Source organism: Achromobacter pestifer, assembly GCF_013267355.1.
Taxonomy (GTDB): Bacteria; Pseudomonadota; Gammaproteobacteria; order Burkholderiales; family Burkholderiaceae_B; genus Achromobacter; species Achromobacter pestifer_A.
This window is the reverse complement of the sequence record NZ_CP053985.1, coordinates 4,586,702-4,599,271: the sequence shown is the minus strand read 5'-3', so window position 1 is coordinate 4,599,271 and position 12,570 is coordinate 4,586,702. Positions and strand designations below refer to the sequence as shown.

Annotated in this window: 11 protein-coding genes; 9 read left to right on the top strand and 2 right to left on the bottom strand. The window is 67.1% G+C overall.

Annotated elements, in window-relative coordinates:
• Positions 1 to 5 precede the first annotated feature (5 nt).
• A complete protein-coding gene (locus FOC84_RS21870) occupies positions 6 to 1,166 on the bottom strand; it encodes a D-alanyl-D-alanine carboxypeptidase family protein (protein ID WP_173146279.1) in 1,161 nt (386 codons plus the stop codon).
• 307 nt (positions 1,167 to 1,473) lie between these two features.
• Between FOC84_RS21870 and FOC84_RS21865 the strand changes: the two genes are divergently transcribed.
• The 9 genes from FOC84_RS21865 to FOC84_RS21825 all read left to right on the top strand — a co-directional run bounded on the left by FOC84_RS21865 (position 1,474) and on the right by FOC84_RS21825 (position 11,060).
• The gene (locus FOC84_RS21865) at positions 1,474 to 1,944 is read left to right on the top strand and encodes an HU family DNA-binding protein (RefSeq protein WP_173146278.1); all 471 of its coding nucleotides are present in this window, start codon (positions 1,474 to 1,476) and stop codon (positions 1,942 to 1,944) included.
• Positions 1,945 to 2,098: 154 nt separating this feature from the next.
• Positions 2,099 to 2,611: a MarR family winged helix-turn-helix transcriptional regulator gene (locus FOC84_RS21860; RefSeq protein ID WP_173146277.1), complete on the top strand. Its 513-nt coding sequence runs from the start codon at positions 2,099 to 2,101 to the stop codon at positions 2,609 to 2,611.
• Between the two features lie 50 nt (positions 2,612 to 2,661).
• Positions 2,662 to 3,882 carry an MFS transporter gene (locus FOC84_RS21855; RefSeq protein ID WP_173146276.1) on the top strand — a complete coding sequence of 407 codons (1,221 nt, stop codon included), beginning with the start codon at positions 2,662 to 2,664 and terminating at the stop codon, positions 3,880 to 3,882.
• An 85-nt stretch (positions 3,883 to 3,967) separates the two neighbouring features.
• Complete coding sequence (gene leuS / locus FOC84_RS21850; protein WP_173146275.1) at positions 3,968 to 6,625, top strand: leucine--tRNA ligase; 2,658 nt, start codon at positions 3,968 to 3,970, stop codon at positions 6,623 to 6,625.
• A gap of 11 nt (positions 6,626 to 6,636) precedes the next feature.
• Complete coding sequence (locus FOC84_RS21845) at positions 6,637 to 7,299, top strand: LPS-assembly lipoprotein LptE (protein WP_173146274.1); 663 nt, start codon at positions 6,637 to 6,639, stop codon at positions 7,297 to 7,299.
• Entirely contained in the window at positions 7,300 to 8,355 is a 1,056-nt protein-coding gene (gene holA, locus FOC84_RS21840; protein WP_173146273.1) for a DNA polymerase III subunit delta, read from the top strand.
• 114 nt (positions 8,356 to 8,469) lie between these two features.
• Positions 8,470 to 9,750 (top strand): glutamate-5-semialdehyde dehydrogenase, encoded by a 1,281-nt coding sequence (locus tag FOC84_RS21835; protein WP_173146272.1) that lies wholly within the window; start codon positions 8,470 to 8,472, stop codon positions 9,748 to 9,750.
• A gap of 139 nt (positions 9,751 to 9,889) precedes the next feature.
• Complete coding sequence (locus FOC84_RS21830; protein ID WP_173146271.1) at positions 9,890 to 10,267, top strand: hypothetical protein; 378 nt, start codon at positions 9,890 to 9,892, stop codon at positions 10,265 to 10,267.
• Between the two features lie 4 nt (positions 10,268 to 10,271).
• Complete coding sequence (locus FOC84_RS21825) at positions 10,272 to 11,060, top strand: 2-keto-4-pentenoate hydratase (protein WP_173146270.1); 789 nt, start codon at positions 10,272 to 10,274, stop codon at positions 11,058 to 11,060.
• Between the two features lie 66 nt (positions 11,061 to 11,126).
• Here FOC84_RS21825 and FOC84_RS21820 read toward each other — a convergent pair whose 3' ends face one another.
• A complete protein-coding gene (locus FOC84_RS21820) occupies positions 11,127 to 12,542 on the bottom strand; it encodes an amidase family protein (RefSeq protein ID WP_173146269.1) in 1,416 nt (471 codons plus the stop codon).
• Positions 12,543 to 12,570: the final 28 nt, after the last annotated feature.

Here is a 12,570-nt window from a genome sequence, read left to right as displayed (position 1 = left end):
CTCCGTTATCCGGCGTGGCCGCGCCACCACAAGCGGATGGAATCCCACGCACGCCCCGCGAATCCCGCCTCGGCCACCGGCTCCAGCGCCACCACGGGAAACTGCAAGGCGGGCTTGCCGTCCACCAGCACGCGCACGGCGCCCACCGGGGACTGGGCCGCGATCGGCGCGATCAGCGGATCCTGCGGCGTCCAGACCGGCTCGACCTTGGCGCCCGCGGGCACCGTCACGTACGCGTCGCGCGTGAATCCTGCCTTCAGGCTGTCGTGCTCGCCCTTCCAGACCTCGGGCGTGGCGACGGCCTGGCCGCGCGCGTACAACTTGATGGTATTGAACCCCTGAAAGCCCCACTCCAGCAACTCGCGGCTTTCCTGCGTGCGCAGCTTGTCCGACGCCGTGCCCACCACCACCGTGATCAGGCGGCGCGGGTCAGCGCCATTGGGGCGCTGCGCGGTGGCGACGATGCAGTAGCCGGCCGATTCGGTGTGCCCGGTTTTCAGGCCGTCCACGGTGGGATCCAGCCAGAGCAGGCGGTTGCGGTTCGGCTGCGTGATCTTGTTGTAGGTGAACTGCTTGGCCGAATCGTAGGTCTTGTAGAGCTGGGGATAGTCGCGGATGTAGCGCGTGGCCAGCACCGACAGGTCGCTGGCGGTGGAGTAAGTCCCCGGATCCGGCAGGCCGTGCGGGCTGGCGAAATGCGTGGCATGCAGGCCGAGCCTGGCGGCGGTGTCGTTCATCCGCGCCACGAAGGCCTCGACGCTGCCCGATACCGCCTCGGCCAGCGCAATGGCCGCGTCGTTACCCGACTGGATCATCAAGCCGCGCAACAGATCGTCCACCGACACCTTGGAGCCCGGCTCCAGGAACATCTTCGAGCTGCCCGCCGGCACCTTCCAGGCGCGGGTCGACACCGTGACCAGCTGCGTCGCCGACAGCTCTTTCTTGCTGAGCGCCTCGAACACCACGTAGGCCGTCATGATCTTGGTCAAGGACGCCGGCTCGATCCGGGCCGTCGCCGCGTGCGACGCGATCACCTGTCCGCTGGTCTCGTCCAGCAAGAGCCAGGCCTTGGCCGACAAGGCCGGCGCCGGCACCGTCTGCGCCATGGCGCCCGACACGCACGCGGCCGCGACGATCAGGCTCGCCGCCAACTTCTTCATCAACATAGGGCTTGCTTCACTTCCATGCTTGGTTTTTCCCGCGCGGATCTCGCGCAGGGCACGCAATTGGAACACGCGCGGCGCAGTTGGTTCAGTGCCGGCGAGATCTGAAAAATTGCGCGATGGATGTCACTACATCTTGCTGGAGCCCTTCTACAAAGCACTTTCTGTGTCGAAAACAACAAACAAGGGCCAAAAACCCGCTAGAAAACCGCATTAAACGTCACTCTTCCGCTATCATCGGCCGCGTAGCGTTAAACGCCGATATCCGGCGCGCGCGCTGCTCCATGACCTCAACATACGGATTTTGACCATGGCCACGAAAGCAAAAGCTCCTGCCAAGAAAGTCACCAAGCCCGCCGCCAAGGCGCCCGCAAAGAAGGCAACTGCTGCCAAACCCGCTGTGAAGCCCGCTGCCAAGCCGGCTGTCAAGAAGGTCGTCGCCGCCAAGAAGGTCGCTGCTGCCCCCAAGGCCATCAAGGCTGCTCTGAACAAGACCCAGCTCATCGCCTACATCGTTGAGCAATCCGGCGTTGAAGCCAAGTCGGTCAAGGCCGTCCTGACCAGCCTGGAAACCTCGGTGCTGAGCTCCGTGGACAAGAAGGGCGTCGGCGAATTCACGCTGCCCGGCCTGTTCAAGGTTGCCGTGCAGAAGGTTCCCGCCAAGGCCAAGCGCTTCGGCAAGGATCCGTTCACCGGTGAAGAGCGCTGGTTCCCCGCCAAGCCGGCTTCGGTCAAGGTGAAGGTTCGCCCGCTCAAGAAGCTGAAGGACGCCGCGCAGTAATTCGCGCGTAGTTCCGGTCAAGCCGGAAGGGCCCGCCTCGCAAGAGGCGGGCCCTTCTTTTTTTGCGGCGGCCGGCGCGTGCGGCGCATGGGCCGGCCTTCTCAATTTATCTTCATGTTAAGATACTTCACGTAAAAATAAATACCGTATAGCCATGAATGACCTCGTCGATCTGGTGATCTCGCAATGGACCCGCGAATGTCCCGCCCAGGACTTCGCCGCCATGTCCGTCGTCACCCGCGTGTTCCGCCTGAACGCGCTGGCCGCCCGCAATGTGAACCGCAGCTTTCGCCGCTACGACCTGCACCAGGGCGAATTCGACGTGCTGGCCACGCTGTACCGCAGCGGCGCGCCTTACGCGCTGAATCCGCAGAAACTGGTGGAGGCCCTGCTGCTGACCTCCGGCGCGATGACCAACCGGCTCGATCGCCTGGAGCAGGCCGGCTTGCTCACGCGCAGCCCCAATCCGGAAGACCGGCGCGGCGTCATCGTTTCTCTCACCAGCGAAGGCCTGCGCGTCATCAAGCTGGTGCTGAAGGACTACCTCAAAGACCTCAACGAGTTGCTGGAGCCGCTGTCCGCCAGCGAACGCAAGCAATTGGCCGGTCTCCTCAAGAGGCTGCTGATCAAACAGGACCAGGAAACCCCTGGCGGCATCGGCACCTGAGCCCGCCACCCAGAGCCTTACCCGCAGCCGCCCTTCCCCGATCCAGATCCATGACTTCCGCTACCCAGTCCTCCCAGACGCCCGCGCTGACCGCGCCCATCATCCTGCTGATGTCGGTGGCCACCGGCCTCGCGGTCGCCAGCAACTACTATGCGCAACCGCTGCTGCACACGATCAGCGAGCAATTCTCGCTGTCCACCGCCACGGCGGGCAGCATCGTCACCACCGCGCAACTGAGCTACGCGTTGGGCTTGATGCTGCTGGTGCCGCTGGGCGACATGTTCGAGCGCCGCGGCCTGATCGTGCTGATGAGCCTGCTGTCCTCGGGCGGTCTGCTGATTTCCGCCTTCGCCCCCAACATCACCGTGCTGATCCTGGGCACCGCGCTGACCGGCATGCTGTCCGTGGTGGCGCAGATCCTGGTGCCCTACGCCGCGACGCTGGCCGCGCCCCACGAACGGGGCAAGGCGGTAGGCACGGTCATGAGCGGGCTGCTGCTGGGCATCCTGCTGGCCCGCACCGTCGCGGGCGCGCTGGCCGACGTGGGCAGCTGGCGCACGGTGTACTGGGTGGCGGCCATCCTGATGCTGATCATGTCCGCCGCCCTGTGGCGCCTGCTGCCGCGCCACCAGAGCCCCGCCGGGCTGAGCTATCCGCGCCTCCTGGGCTCGATCCTGCGCATGTTCGTCGAGGAACCGCTGTTCCGCGCCCGTTCGCTGCTGGGCGGGCTGCTGTTCGCGGCCTTCAGCATGCTGTGGACGCCCCTGACCTTCCTGCTGTCCAGCCCGCCCTATCAATACAGCAACACCGCCATCGGCCTGTTCGGCCTGGCTGGCGCTGCCGGCGCCTACGCCGCCAACCGTTTCGGCCGCATGGCCGACCGGGGCTTGGGCAACCTGGCCACCCGCGTCGGGCTGTTGTTGCTGCTGGGTTCCTGGGGGCTGATGGCGTTCGGCCAGGCGTCGGTGCTGGCCCTGCTGGCCGGCATCCTGGTGCAGGACCTGGCGATCCAGGGCGTACATGTCACCAATACCAGCTCCCTCTACCGCCTGCGCCCCGAGGCGCGCAGCCGGCTGACGGCGGGCTACATGACCAGCTACTTCATCGGCGGAGCATCCGGTTCACTGGTATCGTCCTGGCTGTACGCCCATTTTGGCTGGCCCGGCGTGGTCACGGCGGGCGCCGTCCTCGGGGTGATTACGCTGATTTATGGCACCCTCGCGCCTAGCGCGCGCATCCCGGAAACGGCTCCGACCCCTGCCCGCGCCTAGCACCTCCTATAATCAGGGGTTTTGACCGCCTCCGCGCCCGCGCGGCGAGGCGGCTCACCCTTTTTTTGCCACCGTGCACGAGCCCATGCAGGAACGTTACCTCCCCACTACCGTCGAAGCAGCCGCCCACCAAGACTGGCAGGCCCGCGACGTCTACCTGGTCCACGAACACGCCAAGAACGCCGACGGCTCCGAAAAGCCGAAGTTCTACGCCTGCTCCATGCTGCCCTACCCCAGCGGCAAGCTGCACATGGGTCACGTGCGCAACTACACCATCAACGACATGATGGCGCGCCAGCTGCGCATGCGTGGCTACAACGTCCTGATGCCCATGGGCTGGGACGCCTTCGGCATGCCGGCGGAAAACGCCGCCATCAAGTCCAAGGTGCCGCCGGCGAAGTGGACGTACGACAACATCGCCTACATGAAGAAGCAGATGAAGGCGATGGGGCTGGCAATCGACTGGTCGCGCGAAATGTGCGCCTGCGATCCCCAGTACTACAAGTGGAACCAGTGGCTGTTCCTCAAGATGCTGGAAAAGGGCGTCGCCTACCGCAAGACCCAGGTCGTCAACTGGGATCCGGTGGACCAGACCGTGCTGGCCAATGAGCAGGTCATCGACGGCCGCGGCTGGCGCTCGGGCGCGCTGGTCGAAAAGCGCGAGATCCCCGGCTACTACCTGCGCATCACCGATTACGCCGACGAGCTGCTGGGCGCCGTCCAGAACGACCTGCCCGGCTGGCCCGAGCGCGTGCGCCTGATGCAGGAAAACTGGATCGGCAAGTCCGAGGGCCTGCGCTTCGCCTTCCCGCACCAGATCGCCGGCCAGAATGGCCAGCTGATCCAGGACGGCAAGCTGTACGTCTTCACCACCCGCGCCGATACCATCATGGGCGTGACCTTCTGCGCCGTGGCGCCGGAACACCCCGTGGCCACGCAGGCCGCCTTGTCCAATCCGCAGCTGGCCGCGTTCATCGAGCAATGCAAGCTGGGCGGCACGACCGAGGCCGAAATGGCCACGCGCGAAAAGGAAGGCATGCCCACGGGCCTCTACGTCACGCACCCGGTCACGGGCGCCGAAGTCGAGGTCTGGGTCGGCAACTACGTGCTCATGACCTACGGCGACGGCGCCGTCATGGGCGTGCCGGCGCATGACGAACGCGATTTCGCCTTCGCCAAGAAATACGACCTGCCCATCGTCCAGGTCGTGGACGTGGCCGGCAAGGAATACTCCACCAACGCCTGGCAGGAGTGGTACGGCGACAAGCAGGCCGGCCGCACCATCAATTCAGGCAAGTACGACGGCCTCTCGCACAAGGAAGCGGTCGACGCCATCGCCGTCGACCTGGGCGCGCAAGGCCTGGGCGAAAAGCAGACCACCTGGCGCCTGCGCGACTGGGGCATCTCGCGCCAGCGCTATTGGGGCACCCCCATCCCCATCATCCACTGCGCGGATTGCGGCCCGGTCCCGGTTCCGGAAAAAGACCTGCCGGTGGTCCTGCCCGACGACCTCATCCCGGACGGCAGCGGCAACCCCCTGGCCAAGAACGAGGCCTTCCTGTCCTGCGCCTGCCCCAACTGCGGCAAGCCGGCGCGCCGTGAAACGGACACGATGGACACCTTCGTGGACTCGTCCTGGTATTTCATGCGCTACACCTCGCCGGGCAACGACCAGGCCATGGTCGACCCGCGCAATGACTACTGGATGCCGATGGACCAGTACATCGGCGGCATCGAACACGCGGTGCTCCACCTGCTGTACGCCCGCTTCTGGACCAAGGTCATGCGCGACATGGGCTTGCTCAACTTCGACGAGCCCTTCACCAAGCTGCTGTGCCAGGGCATGGTGCTGAATCATATCTACTCGCGCAAGACGCCTCAGGGCGGCATCGAGTACTTCTGGCCGGAAGACGTCGAAAACGTCTACGACGACCGCGGCGCCATCGTCGGCGCCAAGCTGAAGTCGGACGGCTCGGCCATCACCTACGGCGGCGTGGGCACGATGTCCAAGTCCAAGAACAACGGCGTCGACCCGCAATCGCTGATCGACACGCTGGGCGCCGACACGGCCCGCCTGTTCGTCATGTTCGCCAGCCCGCCGGAACAGACCCTCGAATGGTCCGACTCCGGCGTCGAGGGCTCCAACCGCTTCCTGCGCCGCCTCTGGTCCATCAGCTACGGCCAGCGCGAAGCCATCGCGCGCGGCCTGGCCAACGGCGCCGACTGGGCCCAGGCGCCGGCCCCGGTCAAGGACCTGCGCCGCGAAGTCTACGGCCTGCTCAAGCAAGCCGACTACGACTACCAGCGCATCCAGTACAACACTGTCGTGTCCGCGTGCATGAAGATGCTCAACGCCATCGACGACGCCAAGCTGCCCGAAGGCGCGGCCGCGGACGCCGCCTACGCCGAAACGCTGGGCGTGCTGCTGCGCGTGCTGTACCCCGTGGTGCCGCACATCACCTGGCACTTGTGGCGCGACCTGGGCTACGCCCACGAGCTGGGCGACCTGCTCGACGCGCCCTGGCCGCACGTGGACGAAGCGGCGCTGGTCGCCGACGAGATCGAGCTGATGCTCCAGGTCAACGGCAAGCTGCGCGGCTCGATCCGCGTGGCCGCCAAGGCCGCCAAGGAAGACATCGAAAAGCTCGCGGCATCCCAGGAAGAAGTCGCCCGCTTCCTGGAAGGCCGTCCGCCCAAGCGCGTCATCGTGGTTCCGGGCAAACTGGTCAACGTCGTAGGCTGATGAGGTCAAGCATGCACTTCGCCGGGCAACAAACGCATTCCCCCCGCCAGTCCTGGCTGCTGCGCAGCGCCTGCCTGGCACTGTTCATGCTGCTCTCCGCCTGCGGCTTCGCCTTGCGGGGCGTCACTCCGATGCCGTTCGACACGCTGTATCTCGGCATACCCGACACCACCCAGTTCGGCGCCGACGTGCGCCGCGCGCTACGCGCGGCCTCGCCTAACACCAAGCTCGTGTCCACGCCCAAGGAGGCGCAGGCCATCTTGCAGCAGGTCGGCGACACCCGCACCCTGCGCGAAGTCTCGCTGAACGCCCAGGGCCGCGTCGAGGAATACGAACTCGGCATCAACTACACGTTCCGCCTGGTCGACGCCAAGGGCCGCGCGCTGATCCCGGACACGACGCTGTCGATCTACCGCGAAATGCCTTATGACGACCAGGTCGTACAGGCTAAGCAGGGCCAGATCGAAACGCTGTACAAGGCCATGCAGCGCGACCTCGTCTCCCGGCTGCTGCGCCGCATGACCGCACCGGAAGTACGCCACGCGTTCGAAAATGCCGAACAGCGCGCCGAAGACGGCGAAACCCCGCTGTACGACCCGACCCTACCGGATCAGAAGCGCATGCCCGCGCCGTGGCAGACGCCGTCCACCACAGATCCGGCCATCCTGCGCTAAATGGCACAGCCCCTGGACGCGGATCGCCTGGCCGAGCACCTGCAGCGGCCAGGCAACCGCCTGGCGCCGCTCTACACGGTGTCCGGCGACGAACCCCTGCTCGTGACCGAAGCCGTGGACGCCCTGCGCGCCGCGGCCCGCAACGCGGGCTACACCGACCGCCTGTCCATGGTGATGGATGCACGCAGCGACTGGAGCTCGGTCACCGCCGCCACCCAGAGCGTATCGCTGTTCGGCGACCGCCGCATACTTGAAATCAAGATCCCGACTGGCAAGCCCGGCAAGGCAGGCGCCGACACCCTGGCCAAGCTGGCCGAACAGGCCGAAAAGCAGGCGGATCCGGACACCCTTGTCCTGATCGCCCTGCCCCGCCTGGACAAGGCCACCCGCGAGAGCCGCTGGGTGCAGGCCTTGAGCCGCGGCGGCATGATGGTCGATATCGCCAACATCGAACGCGGCCGCCTGCCCGCCTGGGTCGGCATGCGCCTGGCGCGCCAGAACCAGCGCGCCGACGGCACCACGCTGCAATGGATGGCCGACAAAGTGGAAGGCAATCTGCTGGCGGCCCACCAGGAAATCCAGAAGCTGGGCTTGCTCTACCCCGAAGGCCAACTGGCCGCGGAGGACGTGGAACGCGCGGTGCTGAACGTGGCGCGCTACGACGTCTTCGGCCTGCGCGACGCCATGCTCGCCGGCGACACCGGCCGCACCATCCGCATGATCGACGGCCTGCGCGCCGAGGGCGAAGCCCTGCCGCTGGTGCTGTGGGCGGTCGGCGAGGAAATCCGCCTGCTGGCCCGCGTCGCCGAAGCCCGCGCCCTGCGCCAGGACGTCAACGGCCTGATGCGCCGCCTGCGCATCTTCGGCGCGCACGAGCGTCTGGCGCTGCAAGCGCTCGGCCGGGTGCAGCCGAACGTGTGGCCCGCCGCCGTGCAGCACGCCCACGAGGTGGACCGCCTGATCAAGGGCCTGTCGGTGCCCGGACGCTTGTCCGATCCCTGGGAAGAAATGACGCGGCTCGCGCTGCGCGTCGCCGCCGCCGGCGGACGACCGTGAAGGCGGCATAGCCGCCGCCTTCGCCTCCCCTCCAGCCATCCGGCTGGAATTCGCCCGGTCTAGCGACCGGATATACACTGAATCTCCAGGCGGCGCCCGCGCCGCCCCACTTTCATGATCGACGCTGCCATGTCCACGTCCTCCATCGAACAAGCCATGCTTGCCCTGGGCGAAAACGCCCGCCGCGCCTCGCGCGCCATGATGCGCGCCAATGGCGCCGCCAAGAACCAGGCGCTGCTGGCCATGGCCGACGCCCTGGCCGCCAGCCACGACGAACTCAAGGCCGCCAACGAGAAAGACTTGGCGGCGGCGCGCAGCAACGGCCTGGACCCGGCCCTGCTGGACCGCCTGACCCTGTCGGACAAGACGCTGACGCACATGGCGGAAGGCCTGCGCCAGATCGCCGCGCTGCCGGATCCCATCGGCAGCATCACCGCCACCAGCGTGCGCCCCAACGGCATGCGCGTCGCGCAGATGCGCGTGCCGCTGGGCGTGATCGGCATCATCTACGAATCGCGTCCCAACGTGACCATAGACGCGGCCGCGCTGTGCCTGAAGTCGGGCAACGCAGCCATCCTGCGCGGCGGCAGCGAAGCCCTGCATTCCAATATCGCGCTGGGCCGCATCGTGCAGACCGGCCTGGCCGCCGCCGGCCTGCCGCAGGACGCGGTGCAGGTCGTCGCCACGGCCGACCGGGCCGCGGTCGGCAAGCTCATCACCATGACCGAGCACATCGACGTCATCGTGCCGCGCGGCGGCAAGGGCCTGATCGCCCGTCTGGCGCAAGAAGCGCGCGTGCCGCTCATCAAGCACCTGGACGGCAACTGCCACGTCTATATCGACGCGGCGGCGGATCCGGACAAGGCGCACGCCGTCGCCTTCAACGCCAAGACCTATCGCTACGGCATTTGCGGCGCCATGGAAACCCTGCTGGTCGACGCAGTGGCCGCCGTTTCCATCCTGCCCAGCCTGGCCGCGGCGCTCACCGAGCACGGCGTCGAGTTGCGCGGCTGCCCGCGCACGCTGGCCCTGCTGCCGCATGCCAAGCCGGCCACGGAAGAAGACTGGGCCACGGAGTACCTGGGGCCCATCCTGGCCGTGCGCATCGTCGACACGCTGGACGACGCCATCGAGCACATCGCGCGCTGGGGCTCCGGCCATACCGATGCCATCGTCACCGAGGACCTGTCCGCCGCGCAGCGCTTCCAGCGCGAGGTCGATTCCAGCTCGGTGTATGTCAACCTGCCGACCTGCTTTGCCGACGGCTTCGAGTACGGTTTGGGTGCCGAGATCGGCATTTCCACGAACCGCCTGCACGCGCGCGGCCCGGTCGGCCTGGAAGGCCTGACCACGTTGAAGTGGGTACTGAGCGGCGAAGGCCAGGTCCGCGGCTGACCCAGCCCACTGCGCGGCGCGCTGGCTGACGCAGCCCTGAACACGGGGCTGCGGCTAGCCATCTACAATACAGCCAGCAATTTCCTGCAGGCTTTCTTATCATCCGAACGCGGCACACCGCGCACTCTTGAGATCCCCCATGCATACCCCCGCCATGGCCATGGCCTTCAGCCTCTTCCTGCTGTGCTTCATCACCTGCACGCTTTGCGGCATCGTGCTGTTCTTCAAGAAAAAGCAGATCAACGCCTCGCTGAAGCACCCCTTCCTGCAGCACCGCCCGTTCGATCAGTATCCGCTTGCGATCCAGGCGTCCATCATGCTGGATTATTTCTTCCGCCTGATGTTTCCCGGCACGCGCTTCTGGCTGATCGGCAACGCCAATGACCTGCTGGACCACGTCGATCCGAAGAAAACGCCGCTGTCGCTGAAATGGCCGATCGTCGGCTTCTGGGGTTCGTGCTGGCTCGGCCTGATCGCCATGATCGTGCTCTGGATCTTGCTGTTCGTGGGAGCTTGAGCGCATGCAGATCAAAATCGAAGACTACCCCGGCAGCCTCGACGCGGCCCGCTACCTGATCGCCGCGCGCGAATCCGGCATCGCCGGCCCGCGCCTGCCCGCCGACTGCCGCCCGCAGTCGCTGAACCAGGCCTTCGCCGTGCAGCAACGCACCGCGCAGCTACTGCTTGAGAACCACCAGGACGATATCGGCGCCTGGAAGAGCGCGCTGCCCACGCCCGAGAAAAGCGTGGTCGCGCCGATCTACGCCTCGACCGTCGCCCACGCCGAAGCCGGCCCCATCGCGACCCGCACGCAGACCGTGCGCATCGAACCCGAGATCGCGTTCGAAATCGCCCGGGATCTGCCCGCCCGCCCGCAGCCCTACACCGAAGCCGACATAGACGCCGCCATCGGCGGCGCGCGCCTGGCCCTGGAAGTGCTGGGATGCCGCTATGCCGCGCCGGAGCACGCCAGCCTGCCGGAACTGCTTGCCGACCACATGTTCAACCAGGGCCTGGTGCTGGGTCCGCGCATCGCCTCACCGCACGAGGCCCCGGGCAGCATGAGCATCACGCTGTCGGTGGACGGCGTCGAAACCGAGCAGCATGCGGGCATCCATCCGAATGACCGTCCCAAGGCGGGGCTTTACTGGCTGGCCAACTTCCTGCGCGAACAGGGCCTCGGACTGCGCGCCGGCCAGCACGTCATTACCGGCTCCTACGCCGGCTTCCTGGACGTGCCGGCCAATCACGACCTGGCACTCGCCTACGGCGACCTCGGCGTCCTGCGCCTGCGCTTCAGCAAGCCCTAGCCGGGGCAATACCCGGCCGCCTCGCTCCCAAGCCCGCTTTGCCCGCTCTGGCGGATAAGCGGGACGCTAGCGGGCCGCGGGCTCCGCGATCTCGATGGGCGCTGCGCCCGCCTCGATGATTTCGCCCACCTCCAGGCACAGGTCCTCGCGGTAGCGCCCCGCCAGCACCTGCACGCCGACCGGACTCGCTCCCGCCTCGCTCATGGCGCTGCCCATCGCCACCGACAGGCCCGGCAAGCCCATGAAGGGCACGCCTATCTGCGTCATCTGCGCGCGCCAGACACGGGCGTAAGCGGCATCGCCTTGCAGGTCCAGCTTATCCGGGAACGGCAGCTCGGCCGACACGGGCAGCAGCAGCACGGGGTACTCGACGAAGAACAGCTCCCACAGGCGCGTCAGCGTGGCGCGCCGCGTCAGGGTCGCCGAAAAACTGGCGAGGTCGGCGCCGGCAGCCTTGTCGCGCTGGCCGGCCAGCGCCACCAGGGCGCCGCGATCCCCCTCTTTCTCCGCTGCCGCGACCATGGCTTCATAGCCGTCGGCCAGCCACATGCGGATCTGCAGGTCCGCCGCCTCCTGCATCGGGGGCACCGCATCCAACGTGTCGACCGTCCAGCCAGCCTCGCTGAGCCGGCGCGCGGCTTCCTGCAAGGCCTTGACCACCGCGGGCTGAGTATCCATGCCGTCCGGATTCAGGCACAGCGCCGCGCGGCGCGGCGCCTCGGGTCCCACCAAGGGCGCCGGCACCCACCAGGGATCGCGCGCATCCCGCGCCGCCAGCGCGGCCAGGCCCAGCCTCAGGTCGGCGATACTGCGTCCCAACGGGCCGGACACCGCGGTCAGTTGGCCGCCGATGGAGCGTTCCGGCAGCGCCGCGTTGTAGGCCGCCACGCGCCCCAGCGACGGACGCAGGCCGTGCACGCCGCAGGCATAGGCCGGATAGCGGATGGAGCCCGCGATATCCGTGCCATGCGCCAGATGCCCGATGCCGGCGGCCACCGCGGCGGCCGCCCCGCCCGATGAGCCGCCGGGCGTGAGCGCCCGATTGCGCGGATTCAGCGTGTCGCCGTGGAGCGCGTTGCCGGTGAACCAGCGCAGGGAAAATGCAGGCGTGTTGGTGCGTCCGAGGATCACGGCGCCCGCGCGCCGCAAATTGTCGACGACCGGGCTGTTCCCGGCCGCGATCAGATCCTTCTGTAGATTCACGCCGTTGGTTGTGGCAAAGCCAGCCTGATCCACGTTGACCTTCACGGTGACGGGCACCCCGGCCAACAGTCCCGCGTCTTCGCCGCGCGCAAGCATCGCATCCACCTCGGCCGCTTGCGCCAGCACCTCTTCAGGACGATGGTCCACCACCGCGTTGATCGCGGGATTGACGGCATCCAGCCGGCCCAGCGCGCTTTGTGCGGCCTCGCGGGCGGACACTTCACGCTTGCGGATGCGGGCGGCAAGCTCAACTGCGGACAAACGCCAAAGATCGGACACGCGCGACTCCTGAGTCATGGTTGTGTTG